The following is a 15,111-nucleotide window of genomic DNA, read 5'->3' on the forward strand; positions in this document are numbered from 1 at the left end:
TTCTATAATAATTATAAGAGGGAAGGGAGAGGTATTATTTTGTTTTTGCCTCTGTCTCAATATGGTATAGCCAAGCGAGTAGTTCTGCAACCACTGTGTAGAGTGCGGGCGGGATGTTGTCGTCTAAGTCCACTTTCATCAACAAACCGACCAATTCTTTGGACTGGTGAATAAATACGCCATGTTCATTGGCGCGTGCAATGATTTCCTCTGCAATAAGACCTTTGCCTTTCGCAACTACCTTAGGCGCGCCATCATCTGGACTGTAGGTGAGTGCGACAGCGCTAGAAACCTTGTGTTCAGAGTTGCTCATCATGCTGTACCGTGAAAGATTGGATATGCGTTCCTGCGTTTTCGATGGCTTTTTGTAAGCTGAGATATTCTGACTTTAAAAGAGAGCTTGTGCTTGCCGCATCACTTTTAAGACTAAGTTGTAGCTGATTGGCACTTAAATAAATTCTTACGGCGACTTTGCCCAGGTATGGGAAATCTATTTGTAAATCACTTTGCCAAGTCGCCTCTTGGGTCGCTTCTTCAGGTGAAGATGGGTGTTGCTGTTGCTGATTTTCTTCTATGCTCCAATGCAGAGGAATTTGAGGTGCCAGCAGACCAGTCCATTGAATTTTTTGATGTTCTAGTACCTCAAGTTGCTGATGTATGAGTTGACTCAAGCTTGCGTGTTTACTATCTTCCGTATTAGTCAACATTAACTGTTCCGTATTGGGCGAGATTTTTGATTGCGGTTCGCTTTGTAATTCCGCTAGAGATCTTTGCCCACTGGCCCATTGGGCGATATGAGATTCGTAAAAAAGACCACTCTCCTTGATGTTGTGCTGCAAGCTCGTTTCTAGTTGGCGAGCTAATAGCGTTGTAGGTAGCTTGCTATTGGTCTCAGCTAATAAAAGTGTTTTTCCTTGGAGATGCAGCTTTTCGGGTGTAGTGCTGGTTTCTCTTAGTAGTTTATTGATGAGCTGTCCGGTTGTACTTAGTTCGATTTGCGTACTCAGATTATTGGGTGCATGTGGCAATCGCTGTGCTGCGACATCGACATCAGAAAGTGGGATTGCCCCAGTTGATTTGATGGAGGTGTAAGAGGCGTTTTCTTGAACTGATGTTTGAGCTAGCGCATTGGCGGGTGTTGACTTGGCGGTTTGTGCGGAATTGCTTAAGTTGGCGTCATTGGAGCCACGTTCGCGGTTAAGTGCAGGTCTGGGAGACGTGTGAAATAGATCTGTATCCGTTTTTGAGAATAGATCCGAAGCGATGTCTCTGCTTCCGCTATTCTGGCTAGTTGTCACGCCACTTTGGGCACGTCTTGGTGGGTCTAAAAGAGTTACCTGACTCTGTCCATTGAGTAAAAAAACGGGACGTGGCGTCAGGTTTAGTAAAGTTAATGATAGTTTTTCACCGATTTGTGTCCCGTTTGGGAGCGCTAGCCGCATTGGTACGCCGTCAACTTTTGCGACAAAGCTGCCATCTCTAAGTTTCGCTAGGACTTCGCCCTGGATATGTTTTCCTGTGCTGAACTGACTTAACTTGTGGACTATTTCCTGTTTAATTGCCTCTATTGGCTTAAGTGAGGTTGGTCCCTCTACACCGGTCGTGATAATCAGATTGGGATCGAGGCGAGGGAAAATAGTCGACATGAACTATCCCATCTGATTGGCACCATAACTTTGTGAGAGTTTGCGGCTGGTGCTAGAACTTTTCATTAAGTTGGCGAGATTCTGCATCCAAGGTTCGGTAATGTCGCGAATAGCACGATCATCGGCCAGAATTTTTTTTATGATAATAATTTTCTTGGCTTTTAAATCCTCAGGTAGTTCACTTGGACCTTCAAACTCTCTTAAAGTACTGACGTGGTTGCTACAATCGTTCTCAAGTTTAGTGAGTAAATCCCAATCGTTTGCCTGTGCGGCAACTAGCATATCGGCCGTGATATGAGCGACTTTTTCATAGACGTTTAACAGATCAAAACTATTCATGGTTTATGCCTCAAAAAAATTTGCGCGACGTGGTGCCAGTGGATCTAGCTGAGGTAGGGGCGCTTCAGCGTTGGCTTTATTGTTATCGGGAGCAATTGCTTCCCATGATGCTTTTAGATCTCGTAATAAGGTCTGTACTTCCGCTAGACCCTCTGGTTGATTATTGATATTCGCCTGCAGTAGGCGATTGCTCATATATTCATAAAGCGCATCTAGGCTAGCGGCTATCTCTCCGCCTGCTTTTTTATCAAGACTCGCACGTAAGCCATTTTCTATAATCGCAATTGCTTTAGAAATGGAGTGACCTTTTGCAGGAATATCACTATTTTTCATATGCTGTATAGCATTGTTTAGTGCAACAATTGCGCCGTCATATAGCATGACGATGAGTTTGTGCGGACTAGCAGAGATAACACCTGTTTCAATACCAACTTTTGCGTAGGCATTTGCCCCATGTGAATTAGACGAGCCAAACATAAATAAATCCTTAATTATTTGGTGTTACTACCGGTTAATGCAGAAAGTTGCTGAGTCAAAAACGTACTTGTGTTATTTAACCCACTAACGATTTTGTCTAATGCAGTAAATTGCGCGCGATATCTTGCTTCAGTGTCAATTAGACGGCTATTTAAAATATCTCGTTGTTTGCCTATATCTTTGATGGTTCGATTGACACCATCTGTCGTATTGGCAATGCTGCCGCCTGTTCCAATAATGGAACTAAATAGAGTATTAAGTTGACTAGCATAGCCTTTGGAGAAATGTACCGTTCCACGATCTCCAGTAGTACCACCGGAGACTAGAACTTTCAAGCCATCCGCTGCGGAGCCAGCGGTGCCCGTCAAAAATTGCCCAGCACCGGTAGCAGCGACACCATTAAAAGATCCGGTTACGTTAGTTCCAGGCGTGCCACTTAGAATGCTTCCAGTAAAGGTAGATACGCCAGTTCCAGTTCCGTTTGCTAATGCAATATTGGACGTGCTGCCGTAACTGCTCGACACTAACTTAAGCAGACCGCCTCCTGTCGTTGTCGCTGAGACTTTGATGCCTGCACTGCTAAACGCGGTCGTTCCATTGATGGAAGTTTGCAATAGTGTGGTGAGTTGGCTCGCGGTATAAGTGCCAGCAGCCAAAGTCACCGCAGCGCTAGTTCCATCAATTGTGACGTTGATGCTGGTATTAGGATCAATTGTTGTGCTAGCAGCAGTCAAATCGACATCACCTGTTAAGCTACCTTGTGTGGCTAAGGCGGTTATGTTGAGAGCGTAACTTCCCTGCGTTGTTGCTGCGGTTGAGCTACTGTAACTTACCAAGCTATCGGTAGCTTTACCTATCGTCGCAAACAGTCCGCTAATTTCTTTGAAATTATTATTAACGGCTGCTTGGAGTTTTGTCGAATCAACACTTAATGTTCCGTCTTTTTGAAAGCTAATTCCAATTGATGATAGGGTTGTGATGTTCCCACCAAGGCCATTGACGGCAGAAGAGAGAGCGTTTCTAACTTGAGTTTGAGCACCGCGTGCTGCCGCATCTCCGGTCAGAACGCCACCTTTTTTGGTCGCTGCGTCAAATCCTGTTAGCGATTTAAAAGTCGCTTGAAGATCATTAAAACCTTTAACGAAAGTATTAATGGAGTTGAGTACTCCAGCAGTATTATTGCTAAGCGCTAGTGAAGTGCTACCTGTTTTCGACAGTGTGATGGCAGTTCCTTGAACGGCATCATTGACCGTATTCGATGCGCTGGTGATATTAATACCATTGATCGACAAGTTAGCATTTTGTGCGGTAGTGGTTTCTGTGAAATTCTGTGTGCCTGTAGGATCGTAGCTAAGTAAGGATTGTAAGCTTGCATCACCACTGACATCAATTTTCAGGCTCGATGTTGCACCTGTTTTGTTGGAGCTGAGAACTAAATGGTAAGGTGTGGCCGAACCATCTCCAACAATCGATGCGGTAACCCCCTTGCCTGACGCATTAATTGCGTCACGAATCCCCTGCAATGAATTATTGGTATTGTTGATCGTAACGGTGCCAATTGCTTGATTCGCATCTTGCGCAAAGCTTGCACCAGTATAGACTCCATTGTTCAGTGTGCCTCCACTGATGGTGCCGAATTGAAATGAAATTGTCGTCGTTGCGCCCGTACCAATTGTATCGGTGGTGCTAACTTGACCTGCACTAGAAATGGTTTGTGCCTTGGCCAGTTGGGTGACGTTAATATTGTAATTGCCTGCTGTGGCGACGCTGGTTGTACTGGCCGTCAATATGCTGGGATCTCCAACATTGGCCGTTAAATTTTGAAAAGCCGCCGCGCTGTTTAAGCCAACAAAGCTACTTTGGAACGAGCTGAGCGCACCATTTAATGAACCATAAGCAGTCAGTTTTGCTAGATAGCTCGCCTCTTTTTTTGCAAGGGTCGTTAACGGCTGGCTTTCCACCTGCATCAGCTTAGTGATGATGTCATTGACATTTAGGTTGGAGCCAACTCCAGTTGATTGTATGCCCACCACGTTCCCCTTTTGTAAGTATCGTTACTATACGAGTTAACGGCAAAAGCAAATCAGACTTTAGAGGGGCATTTACCTATCTATTTTCATCTTACAAATTTTATGAACGCTATCTTCGTTATTCGTGTTTCTTGATAGTGCTTAATGATGAAGCTTGTCAGCCTAAATAAATACTATGCTTCCTGCTTGATCAATAAACCTTGAAGTTTGTCTAGAGATTTTGCGATTTCTAGTGCTTCTACAGTCGGAATCTGACGCAATACTTCCTTGGTCTGTTGATCGACAACTTTTACCACGATTTCGTTGGCATCAGTGTCAACAGTGAATTCAAGATTCTGTGAAATGGCTTGCACCGTTTTGTTGATGTCACTAACTGCTTTGTTGACTTCGCTGCTCGTTGGCGATTTGGCAGTTTGAGTCACCGCAGACAAGGTCTGTGCGCCAGTTGTATTTTGAGCGTTGGCAACGGCAGGCGTAGGCGGGGGAGGGAGTTTTTCTGCGACCAATGGTCCAGATGGCGAAATTTTGCCAATTGATTGAATGTCCATGATCTTTTCCTTTAAGCAAAATTCCCCTGACCAAAAAAATTGGGCAGGGGACAGTCTACATCAATGAATAATGTGCTGGACTACATTATCGTTTAACCTCTTAACAGAGCCAATACGCCTTGTGGTAACGCATTTGCTTGTGCCAAGATCGCTGTACCTGCTTGTTGTAATACTTGACCGCGAGTCAATGTTGCAGTTTCTGAGGCGAAGTCTGCGTCACGGATACGGCTACGTGATGCTGACAAGTTTTCTGCATTAGTTTGTAAGCTTGACACAGCAGAAGCAAAACGGTTTTGGTAAGCACCGAGAGAGGCGCGAGACGTATTAATTGCCTGTAGAGCAGCATCAATAGTCGATAACGCCGCGGTAGCTCCCGCCGCTGTACCCAAGTTCAGTGAAGATACGCCTGCACCCACTGTTGTTGTGGCGGATGTGAAGCCACCAGTCAAATTGGCTGCTGTCAAGCCAGTGCCTGTACCGTTAGCTAACGTGATACCAGCAGAGCTGCTTGAAGACAAGCTCAAGGTTGATGTGGAAACATCTGTTGCGCCAGTTGCAGATACTGTGATACCTGTATTAGCAGCCGCTGCAGCAGCATTTGTACTTGCTGTGACAGTGATGTTACGGCCATCTGCCGCAGCCAAAGCAACGGCACCAGTTGATGTGTTAAATGTCGCTGTTACACCAGTTTGTGTGCTGATCGCGTTGACTGCCGCTGCGACTTGAGCACCACGTTGCGCACCTGATGTTGATGCTGACAATGCACCCAAATTCACGCCGTTAATCGTGATGTCGCCAGATGCAATCGCTGTTGCAGAGGTAGAAGCAGTGCCTGCAACAGTGGTTGAGCCTACAGTTGCGGTCACACCTGTGCTACCGCTGATCGCGTTGATCGCAGCAGCTTTTGAAATGCCACTACCTGTAGAGTTGGAGAAGGATACGCCGTCCGCTGCAGACGCGCCAACTTGGAAGCCGTTGATGGACAAGTCACCAGCTGCTAAGGCTGTTGTCGTTACTGAGCCAGCACCTGCGACTGTTGTGGCGTAGCTAGATGATGCACCAACACCCAAGGCAGATGATTTAGCGCTAGCGATAGATGAGATGCTGATTTGATCGTTAGCTGTACCGTCTGCACCAACTTGGAAAGTTTGAGCTGCAAAAGAACCATCTAACAAATTAACGCCGTTGAAGTTAGTGTTGCTGGCAACGCGGTTAATTTCAGAGATCAATTGGGAAGCTTCGTTGTTCAAGGCTGCGCGGTCGGTAACACTATTAGATGCATTGGCAGATTGAACGGCCAAGTCACGAATACGTTGCAAGTTAGCGCCGATTTGGCCTAACGCACCCTCAGCTGTTTGAGCCAGAGAGATACCGTCATTTGCATTACGAGCTGCTTGGTTCAAGCCGCCGATTTGTGAAGTCATACGTTCAGAAATCGCCAAGCCTGCTGCATCGTCTTTTGCGCTATTGATACGCAAACCAGAAGACAAACGTTGCAAGGATGTGTTTAATGAACTTTGTGATGTCGATAAATTGCGTTGTGCATTTAAGGACGCGATATTGGTATTGATATATGAAGCCATGGTGGTTCTCCTAACTTGGTTAATTCAACTCGACGTTTAGCTTGAACTTCGGTCTGTCTTATTGACCATTGCACCGTCGTTGAATCAGGTAACGGGCAGGAAATTAAAAAATTGAGGAAATTGCTCAAAATAAATATTATTTTTTGTGCTTAAGTTTTTTTTGTTAATCCGTTATACGGCAAGTTTTTAAAATACTTAAGGGCTAATTTGAAGAAGATTTGCACTTCTTTTTAGGGGATTTAATGCTAAAGAAGGTTTGTAAAATATTAAAAAATAGCGAGATCCTCTTTCTATATTTGTTTTTTTGATTACGTTCTGTTGTTCCTTGCATGCGATGAATTGTGAAACATGGAATTAACTGGTAAAACATAAACAACTAAAGCAACCAGTAAACTAATCAGCGAAAGATGAAGTGATGAGTAAACCAAGTTTTGATGTGAAAGCTGCTTTGCGTGAAGCGCAGTCATTAACAAAAGCGGGAAAGCTGAGTGAAGCGGAGATAGTCGCAATGCGCGTGGTACAGCGTTTTCCAATGCATGAAGAAGCGCATCTGTTATTGGCGAAAATTTATTTCAATCTTGACCAAGATGAAAATGCGATTGCCCATTTGCAAAAAGCTTTTACCATTTCGCATAAAGTTGTGATTGATTCCAAGGCTTACTACACAATCTTAAATCGCTTTGTTTCCAGAAAATCTTATACGCTATTGGAACAAGCAAGTTTGTGGTTAGTGAATCTACGTCCTAAAGATGGAATTGCATGGGATTACTTGTCGATTGCTTATCTTGAACAGCAAAAATATGAGGCAGCGTACGAAGCCGCTCTGCAAGCTTCTAAAATTTTGCCGAATAATCCTCACGTACTGAATAACTTAGCTTGTGCATTGACCTCTTTAGAGCGTTGTGCTGAGTCTTTAGTGATTTTGCAACGAACTGTAGAATTAGCGCCTGATATGGCGACGGCTTATAACAACCTCGGAAACGCGTATCGTTTTCTTGGGCGGTATGAGGAGGCTATTGAGAGTTTTACTAAAGCGATACAGTTGGCGCCCGAGATGGCCTATCTTTATAACAACTTAGGCTTAACTTATCGTTCTTTGGATCGCTGTCAATCAGCGATTGAGGTCTATCATCAAGCACTTCAGATACAGCCAGATTTGCACCAGGTTTATCCAAATTTGATTGAAGCCTACAGGCATGCTGGGCAAATACAGCAGGCGATTAATTGTAGTCGCCAAGCGCTGGCGCTGAATGATCAAATCCCCGAAATCTGGGCAGCTTACGGAGATGCGCTGAGAGATGGCGGTTATCTCGATGCAGCGATTGAGACTTATATACAGGCGGTTTCTTTCCGCAGCGACGAGCATTCTACGTTTAATCGAAAAGTCTATACCAATATCTTGTTTTGTTTGAATTATCATCCCGACTTGTCGGCAGAGATGATTTTTAATGCTTATCGCGATTTTGATCAGCGCTTCGCTATTCATTTGAAAGATAAATGGCGTCCATTTGCTAATGATAAGTCGCCTGGTAAGCGTTTGAAGATTGGTTATGTTTGTCAGTCTTTTTATAACCAAGTCTGTAAATACTTCTTGATTCCTTTGTTAGAAAAGCATGATAGAAGTCAGGTGGAGATCTTTGCCTACGCACAGATTCCGTTTGAAGATGAAGTTACTGAACACTACAAAAAAATTGTCGATCACTGGGTGCCGATTCGCAGCATGACGGACGATGAAGCAGCAGAGCGTATTCGTGCCGATGGGATTGATATCTTAATTGACGTATCAGGTCATACCAACTCCAATCGCTTGATGATATTTGCGCAAAAACCTGCACCGGTTTCTTTGCACTGGTTGGAATATGGTTATACGACAGGCTTAAGTGCGGTTGATTATTTTATGACCGACAGTCCTAGCGTCACCGGTGATTGTGATCATTTGTTTTCTGAAAAAATTTGGCGCTTAGATGGTCCTGCCTATGTTTATCGTCCAGACACCCGCTTAGCGATACTGAATGATTCTCCCGCAAGTCAGAGCGGTGTCGTGACTTTTGGTAGCTTGTCTCGCACCACTAGGATTAATCATCGTGTAGTGCGGATCTGGGCAGCGATTTTGGACGCGATGCCGAATTCTCGGTTGGTGATTAATAGTGGCGACTTTAAAGATCCTTTGGTGCAAGAAGAGATGGCGTCGAGATTCATGCAATACGGTATTGAGCGCTCGCGTCTGGATATCGGATTTAGCTCGCCTTCTTGGGAAGTCTTAAAACGCATAGACATAGGTTTGGATTGCTTTCCCCATAATTCAGGCACAACTTTGTTAGAAACCCTGTATATGGGAATTCCTTTTATCACTTTGCAAGACAGACCACCAGTCGGGCGCATTGGTTCTAGTGTGTTAATGGGGATGGGGCGTCCAGAGTGGATTGCAACGACAGAGGAAGAATACGCGCAAAAAGCCATTATTTTGGCGCATGATATAGAGGGTCTTGTTCACATGCGTAAGACTATGCGACAAGAAATGGAAACTTCGATGTTGATGAACGAAGACGCATTTGCGCGCTCAGTCGAAAAAGCCTATCGTCAAATGTGGCAAATCTATTGTGAAAAAGGTGAAGCATGAAAGCAGTAATCTTGGCAGGTGGATTGGGTACAAGAATTTCTGAAGAAACGCATTTAAAGCCCAAGCCCATGATTGATATCGGCGGGCATCCGATTTTATGGCACATCATGAAGACCTATTCCGCGCACGGTGTGAATGACTTTGTGATTTGCTGTGGCTACAAAGGTTATTTAATTAAGGAATATTTCGCGAATTACTTCCTACATATGTCGGACGTAACGTTTGATATGAAGACAAATCAGGTGGAAGTGCATGAACATCACGCGGAGCCTTGGCGTGTCACCTTGGTCGACACGGGCGAAGATACGATGACCGGTGGGCGCTTAAAGCGTGTCGCGCAATACTTAAAAGATGAAGAAGCGTTTTGCTTTACCTATGGTGATGGCTTATCGGACGTGAATATCACTGAGCAACTAGCATTTCATCGACAGCACGGCAAACTGGCAACGGTCACTGCGGTGTTACCACCAGGACGTTTTGGCGCGCTTGAACGTGATGGGGATTTTGTCAAAGGATTCATCGAAAAACCGCGTGGTGATGGAGGCTGGATTAACGGTGGTTTTTTTGTATTGTCGCCAAAAGTGATTGATTTAATCGCAGAGGATGCCACCAGCTGGGAGTCAGAGCCACTCGCTAGCTTAGCAAGCAGTCAGCAATTGATGGCATTTGAACATTCTGGTTTTTGGCAGCCTATGGATACGCTGCGTGAAAAAAATATGCTGGAAGATTTATGGCAGAGTGGGAGAGCACCGTGGAAATGTTGGTGAACTATGTCAATCCAGATCCCAATTTTTGGCGTGGGCGGCGCGTTGCTTTAACGGGGCACACGGGCTTCAAAGGAAGTTGGATGGCGCTTCTGCTGACTCAACTTGGTGCGCAGGTCTATGGTTATGCTCTTGCACCTGCAACGACACCGAATCTATTTTCAGATGCCAAAGTCGCGGAATTGATTGATAGTCAGATTGGCGATGTTCGTGATTTGGCTGCATTGTCAGCGTGGATGGAGCGGGTGCAGCCAGAAATCGTATTGCATTTTGCCGCACAAGCTTTGGTCAGACAAAGTTATCTTGATCCTGTGGACACGATGACGAGTAATTTTCTTGGAACTTTGCATGTATTGGAAGCGGCACGAACACAAGCATCAATTCGTTCTATGGTGATCGTGACCACTGATAAAGTGTATCGAAATAATGAGTCAGGACAGGCTTACCGTGAAACCGATCACTTAGGCGGTCACGACCCTTACAGCGCGAGTAAAGCAGCATGCGAGATTTTGGTAAGTAGTTATAAATTGAGTTTTCTTCAGCATCTAGGCGTTGCGACTGCGCGCGCAGGTAATGTGATAGGCGGGGGTGATTGGGCAGCAGATCGTTTATTACCCGACGCGGTCAGAGCATGGAAAGAATCCCAAACTTTAGAGATACGTCGACCCGATTCGATTCGTCCTTGGCAACACGTACTAGAACCCTTGTGTTCTTATTTAGTTCTAGCACAAAAAATGTTTAGCAATGTTGAATTGGGACAGGCTTACAATTTTGGTCCGAATCTTACCGATGCTGTTAGTGTGCGCGACGTGATCGAACTAGCACAAGGCGTCTTTGGTGCAGGCACGACGCAGTTTGCAGAACAAGTAGCGGGTCCGCACGAGGCGGGATTGTTACATCTAGATACCAGTTTGGCGCAGGAAAAACTAGGCATCAGACCGCGTTGGCCATTGGCGACAGCGATTGAAAAAACAATGGGCTGGTATAAAGCGTATTTAGAGAAGGCTGATGCCCGACGCCTATGTGTTACCGATATCCAGGCTTACCTGGCGCTTGCACGATCAGATTGATCGAATATTGCGCTAACTGCTTTGAGGTCTGGCAGACAAAAAAGAATTAGAGAAAAATAGAAATAAATTGAAAAGAACATAGAGCGAGGAAACGCAGTGAGCCCAAGTCAAGCTTTGCAAAGTCAGGAGACAGAGATTCCCGGTGTGTACATCATTGAACGCACTCGGCGCGGTGACGAGCGCGGATACTTTGAGCGGATTTTTTGCCATCAAACTTTACAGAATTTGGGATGGGAGGACGGCATTGCTCAAGTGAACCATAGTTTCACTGCGCAAAAAGGCGCGGTGCGGGGTTTGCATTATCAGTTGCCTCCATTTGCTGAGAGCAAATTGGTGACTTGCGTACGTGGTGAAGTATGTGATGTCGTGTTGGATTTACGCGCTGATTCCCCGCAATTTTTGCAGTACATCTCAATTAATCTATCGGCGCAAAATAATCGCAGCGTTTTAATCCCACCAGGTTGTGCACATGGATTCCAAACCTTAACGGATGATGTCGATATGTTTTATTGTCATAGTGCCGTGTATGCGCCACAGAGTGAGGCAGGAATTAACGTGTTAGATCCGCGTTTGCAGTTACACTGGCCACTACCTATTACCCAACGATCTGAGCGTGATTTGGGATTTTCTTTTCTAGCAAAAGACTTTGAAGGAGTCACACTTTGAAATGTCGTCATTGTTCAACCCAGCTCAATCTCGCTTGCTTAGATTTAGGTACTGCGCCGCCATCTAATTCGTATTTGACGCAGGCGCAATTAAGTTTGCCGGAGTCTTATTTTCCGCTACGTTTGTTATTGTGCGAGTCATGTTTTTTGGTGCAGACCGAAGATTTTGCACAACGTGAAAGTTTATTCACCGAAGACTATGCGTATTTCAGCTCCTATTCGAGTTCTTGGTTAGCACACGCGGAGAACTATGTGCAAACCATGCAACAGAGGTTTGGATTGACTGATCAAAGCATGGTTGTCGAAGTCGCAGCGAACGATGGTTATTTACTCCAGTATGTCCAAGCGCGCGGAATTCCTTGTTATGGTATCGAGCCGACGACGAGTACTGCTGCAATGGCAAAGCAGCGTGGTATTGAGATTGTTGAAGAATTTTTCGGAGAGGCATTAGGCCATCGTTTGCAGTCGCAAGGTAGGCAAGCTGATTTGATTGCGGCGAATAATGTATTGGCGCATGTACCCGATATCAATGATTTTGTGCGCGGGTTTGCGCGTTTGCTGAAGCCGACAGGGGTGGCGACTTTTGAATTTCCACATCTACTGAACATGGTGAAATTAAATCAGTTTGATACTGCCTACCATGAACATTATTCGTATTTATCTCTGACTGCTGTAAAGAAAATCTTTGAGACAAATGGCTTATTTGTTTTTGATGTCGAACAACTGAACACGCACGGTGGTAGTTTGCGAGTGTATGCACAAGTTGCACAGCATTATGCTATTTCCGAGCGCGTAGCAGCCTGTTTGGCGCAGGAAGCGGCTGCCGGTATGTTGACGCCAGCGTTTTATCAGGGATTTCAACAAAGTGCTGAACAGGCTAAATATGCATTGATTGAACAACTCATACAGTTTAAACGTGCTGGCTTAACCGTGGCAGCGTATGGTGCAGCGGCAAAAGGGAACACGTTGCTCAATTTCGCGGGTGTGCGTGCTGATTTATTGTCTTTTGTCGTCGATAAAAATCCGCAAAAGCAAATGAAATTTTTGCCAGGAAGTCGTATTCCGATTGTGGACCTAGAACATTTGAAACAACACAAGCCCGATAGAATTATTATTTTTCCATGGAATCTGGAGCACGAAATCACGCAAGAGTTAGCCTTCGTGCGTGAATGGGGCGCGCAATTTGTGATCGCAATTCCTAGCCTAAGAATTTTTTAAAATATTTCTTATTCATGGAATTTTAAAAAGGAGTATTTGCTTTGATAGATATTCATCCACTAGCAAAGGTTTCGGCGCTTGCTGATATCGAAGACTCGGTGCGTGGCACGCGGATTATCATCGGCGCTTATGCTAGCGTGGATAGCTTTGTGAAAGTAAAACCGGCGGGCGGCAATGGCGATTTGATCATAGGCGAACGCTCAGTCATTAATTCGGGTTGTGTGCTATATACCGGCAACGGCATACAAATTGGAAACGATGTCGCGATCGCCGCGAATTGTACATTCGCGCCTGTTAATCATGCTTATCAAGACAAATCGCGACGAATTAATCAACAAGGTTTTTTACCTAGCCGAGGCGGAATTATTATCGAAGATGATGTTTGGATAGGTGCCAACGTGGTGATCTTAGATGGTGCGATTTTGCGCAAAGGCTGTGTTATCGGAGCGGGATCGTTAGTGCGGGGCGAAGTTCCTACTTATGCGATTCGCGCTGGTAATCCTTTGCGACATATAGGATGGCGTCAATGAGCTTGTCGTTACATGCAACGGTGATCGGTGGCAATGGGTTTGTCGGCCGTCATTTAGTGCATCATTTGCGACATGCGGGTTGGCGTTGTGATGAAATCGCACGCGACGATAAGTCGATTCCGAGTCAGACATGTGGGCACGTTTTTTATTGCGCTGGATTGACAGCGGATTTTCGGGAGCGACCCTTCGATACGGTTGAAGCACACGTGTCGTATTTGGGAAAATGGTTGCAGACTGCGTATTTTGATTCTTTAACGTATTTATCGAGCACTCGAGTTTATGCCAATGCGGTGTCAACGTCTGAAACCGCTGATTTGAGTGTGAATCCCAACGTAGCTGGCGACCTCTATAATCTTTCTAAGTTGATGGGCGAAAGTTTGAGTCTACAAAGTACTCGTCCCGTACATATTGTGCGTCTGTCGAACGTATATGGTGAGGCGATGCCAGAGCAAAATTTTTTGGCAGATATTGTACGTGCGGCGGTGAGAACGAATCAGGTGCTGTTTCGCAGTGCGCCTGATTCGGAAAAAGATTACATTTCAGTGCAAGAGGTGGTGCGTGCCTTGGCACGAATCGCACTGAGTGGCGATTACGGTGTGATTAATTTGGCGTCTGGAAAAAACACGACAAATCAAATGATCGCTGATTGTTTGGGTAAAGCAGGGGTGCTTTGTAGGTTTGAAGAAAATGCACCTGTGATTCAATTTCCGCGCATAGAGACACAAAAATTAGAAAGAATAGTAGGTAGCAGATCGAGTGATTTGGTGCAGGATTTGCCAAGTCTCCTTCAACAATATGGTGAGGCAATATGAATCCGATACAGCAATTTGAAAAAGAAAGAGAAACGCGCGTAGAAGCCTTGGGGCGCGATGTTGAGTTTCAAAAACAATCGAGAGACTGGTTGGAACAAAGTATGCGCCGCCAATATGTCTATAATTTTTCCTGGTTAGGTCGCCCGATTATTCAAAATCCTATCGATATGATGGCGATGCAAGAATTGATTTGGACCGTACAACCTGATGTGATTATTGAAACCGGTATCGCACATGGTGGATCGATTATTTATTCGGCCTCGCTGTTGGAGCTCAACGCAGCGTGCGGTGGTAATTCTGATGCGATGGTGATCGGCATTGATATCGACATTCGCGAACACAATCGTGCGGCGATTTTGCAGCATCCCATGTCCAAACGTATCACTATGTTGCAGGGCTCTAGTGTCGCTCCAGAGATCGTGAATCAAGTTCTTGCTTTGGTAAAAGATAAGAAAAAAATCTTGGTTTTCTTGGATTCCAACCACACCCATGAGCACGTGTTAGCGGAGCTGAATGCTTACGCCGGTTTGGTGAGTAAAGACAGTTACTGTGTGGTCTTCGATACCTTCGTCGAAGATGTCCCTGCCGATGTGTTTGATAATCGTCCTTGGAACCCAGGAAACAGTCCTAAGACGGCGGTACATGCTTATTTGGCGTCACATCCCGAGTTTGTGATTGATGCGCATATGCATCACAAGTTACAGATCACGGTTGCGCCAGACGGATTTTTAAAACGAATTTCTTAAATCCCCAGTCTGTACTTATAGGTAGATTTAAGCGAGATTAAGTGCATGTACTAAAAAAAATTT

Annotated in this window: 15 protein-coding genes; 8 read left to right on the forward strand and 7 right to left on the reverse strand. The window is 45.1% G+C overall.

Features of this window, described 5'->3' with window-relative positions; genetic code table 11:
• Positions 1-34: 34 nt before the first annotated feature.
• From ACFFJH_RS00940 to ACFFJH_RS00970, 7 genes are all read right to left on the reverse strand, one after another.
• Positions 35-313, reverse strand: coding sequence for an EscU/YscU/HrcU family type III secretion system export apparatus switch protein (locus ACFFJH_RS00940; protein ID WP_390209873.1), 279 nt, complete (start codon positions 311-313; stop codon positions 35-37).
• Entirely contained in the window at positions 300-1,646 is a 1,347-nt protein-coding gene (fliK, locus tag ACFFJH_RS00945) for a flagellar hook-length control protein FliK (protein WP_390209410.1), read from the reverse strand. The genes ACFFJH_RS00940 and fliK overlap by 14 nt, the downstream gene beginning before the upstream one ends.
• A gap of 3 nt (positions 1,647-1,649) precedes the next feature.
• A complete protein-coding gene (locus ACFFJH_RS00950) occupies positions 1,650-1,985 on the reverse strand; it encodes a flagellar protein FliT (RefSeq protein ID WP_390209412.1) in 336 nt (111 codons plus the stop codon).
• A 3-nt stretch (positions 1,986-1,988) separates the two neighbouring features.
• On the reverse strand, positions 1,989-2,462 hold the full coding sequence (gene fliS / locus ACFFJH_RS00955; RefSeq protein ID WP_390209414.1) for a flagellar export chaperone FliS: 474 nt from the start codon (positions 2,460-2,462) through the stop codon (positions 1,989-1,991).
• A 14-nt stretch (positions 2,463-2,476) separates the two neighbouring features.
• The gene (gene fliD / locus ACFFJH_RS00960; RefSeq protein ID WP_390209415.1) at positions 2,477-4,492 is read right to left on the reverse strand and encodes a flagellar filament capping protein FliD; all 2,016 of its coding nucleotides are present in this window, start codon (positions 4,490-4,492) and stop codon (positions 2,477-2,479) included.
• 173 nt (positions 4,493-4,665) lie between these two features.
• A complete protein-coding gene (locus ACFFJH_RS00965; RefSeq protein ID WP_390209417.1) occupies positions 4,666-5,040 on the reverse strand; it encodes a flagellar protein FlaG in 375 nt (124 codons plus the stop codon).
• A gap of 92 nt (positions 5,041-5,132) precedes the next feature.
• A complete protein-coding gene (locus ACFFJH_RS00970; protein WP_390209419.1) occupies positions 5,133-6,623 on the reverse strand; it encodes a flagellin N-terminal helical domain-containing protein in 1,491 nt (496 codons plus the stop codon).
• A gap of 415 nt (positions 6,624-7,038) precedes the next feature.
• Between ACFFJH_RS00970 and ACFFJH_RS00975 the strand changes: the two genes are divergently transcribed.
• From ACFFJH_RS00975 to ACFFJH_RS01010, 8 genes are all read left to right on the forward strand, one after another.
• Positions 7,039-9,243, forward strand: coding sequence for a tetratricopeptide repeat protein (locus tag ACFFJH_RS00975; protein WP_390209421.1), 2,205 nt, complete (start codon positions 7,039-7,041; stop codon positions 9,241-9,243).
• A complete protein-coding gene (gene rfbF / locus ACFFJH_RS00980) occupies positions 9,240-10,010 on the forward strand; it encodes a glucose-1-phosphate cytidylyltransferase (RefSeq protein ID WP_390209422.1) in 771 nt (256 codons plus the stop codon). Before ACFFJH_RS00975 ends, rfbF begins: the two co-directional genes overlap by 4 nt.
• The gene (gene rfbG / locus ACFFJH_RS00985; protein WP_390209423.1) at positions 9,974-11,077 is read left to right on the forward strand and encodes a CDP-glucose 4,6-dehydratase; all 1,104 of its coding nucleotides are present in this window, start codon (positions 9,974-9,976) and stop codon (positions 11,075-11,077) included. The genes rfbF and rfbG overlap by 37 nt, the downstream gene beginning before the upstream one ends.
• Before the next feature lie 96 nt (positions 11,078-11,173).
• Positions 11,174-11,743, forward strand: a complete 570-nt coding sequence (locus ACFFJH_RS00990) for a dTDP-4-dehydrorhamnose 3,5-epimerase family protein (protein WP_390209424.1) — start codon at positions 11,174-11,176, stop codon at positions 11,741-11,743.
• Positions 11,740-12,960 (forward strand): methyltransferase domain-containing protein, encoded by a 1,221-nt coding sequence (locus tag ACFFJH_RS00995; RefSeq protein ID WP_390209426.1) that lies wholly within the window; start codon positions 11,740-11,742, stop codon positions 12,958-12,960. Before ACFFJH_RS00990 ends, ACFFJH_RS00995 begins: the two co-directional genes overlap by 4 nt.
• A 41-nt stretch (positions 12,961-13,001) precedes the next feature.
• Positions 13,002-13,490, forward strand: a complete 489-nt coding sequence (locus tag ACFFJH_RS01000; protein WP_390209428.1) for an acyltransferase — start codon at positions 13,002-13,004, stop codon at positions 13,488-13,490.
• Entirely contained in the window at positions 13,487-14,302 is an 816-nt protein-coding gene (locus ACFFJH_RS01005; protein WP_390209429.1) for an NAD-dependent epimerase/dehydratase family protein, read from the forward strand. Before ACFFJH_RS01000 ends, ACFFJH_RS01005 begins: the two co-directional genes overlap by 4 nt.
• Entirely contained in the window at positions 14,299-15,048 is a 750-nt protein-coding gene (locus tag ACFFJH_RS01010) for a cephalosporin hydroxylase family protein (protein ID WP_390209430.1), read from the forward strand. The genes ACFFJH_RS01005 and ACFFJH_RS01010 overlap by 4 nt, the downstream gene beginning before the upstream one ends.
• The last annotated feature ends 63 nt before the right edge of the window (positions 15,049-15,111 follow it).

This window comes from Affinundibacterium danionis (assembly GCF_042432465.1).
Lineage (GTDB): Bacteria > Pseudomonadota > Gammaproteobacteria > Burkholderiales > Burkholderiaceae_D > Undibacterium > Undibacterium danionis.

What these genes read in the sequence shown, in the direction of transcription:
- rfbF (WP_390209422.1), top strand. Translation starts at nt 9,240, where the DNA reads ATGAAAGCAGTAATCTTGGCAGGTGGATTGGGTACAAGAATTTCTGAA.
- ACFFJH_RS01005 (WP_390209429.1), top strand. Translation starts at nt 13,487, where the DNA reads ATGAGCTTGTCGTTACATGCAACGGTGATCGGTGGCAATGGGTTTGTC.
- ACFFJH_RS01010 (WP_390209430.1), top strand. Translation starts at nt 14,299, where the DNA reads ATGAATCCGATACAGCAATTTGAAAAAGAAAGAGAAACGCGCGTAGAA.
- rfbG (WP_390209423.1), top strand. Translation starts at nt 9,974, where the DNA reads ATGGCAGAGTGGGAGAGCACCGTGGAAATGTTGGTGAACTATGTCAAT.
- ACFFJH_RS00970 (WP_390209419.1), bottom strand. Translation starts at nt 6,623, where the DNA reads ATGGCTTCATATATCAATACCAATATCGCGTCCTTAAATGCACAACGC.
- fliS (WP_390209414.1), bottom strand. Translation starts at nt 2,462, where the DNA reads ATGTTTGGCTCGTCTAATTCACATGGGGCAAATGCCTACGCAAAAGTT.
- ACFFJH_RS00950 (WP_390209412.1), bottom strand. Translation starts at nt 1,985, where the DNA reads ATGAATAGTTTTGATCTGTTAAACGTCTATGAAAAAGTCGCTCATATC.
- ACFFJH_RS00975 (WP_390209421.1), top strand. Translation starts at nt 7,039, where the DNA reads ATGAGTAAACCAAGTTTTGATGTGAAAGCTGCTTTGCGTGAAGCGCAG.
- fliK (WP_390209410.1), bottom strand. Translation starts at nt 1,646, where the DNA reads ATGTCGACTATTTTCCCTCGCCTCGATCCCAATCTGATTATCACGACC.
- ACFFJH_RS00940 (WP_390209873.1), bottom strand. Translation starts at nt 313, where the DNA reads ATGAGCAACTCTGAACACAAGGTTTCTAGCGCTGTCGCACTCACCTAC.
- ACFFJH_RS00965 (WP_390209417.1), bottom strand. Translation starts at nt 5,040, where the DNA reads ATGGACATTCAATCAATTGGCAAAATTTCGCCATCTGGACCATTGGTC.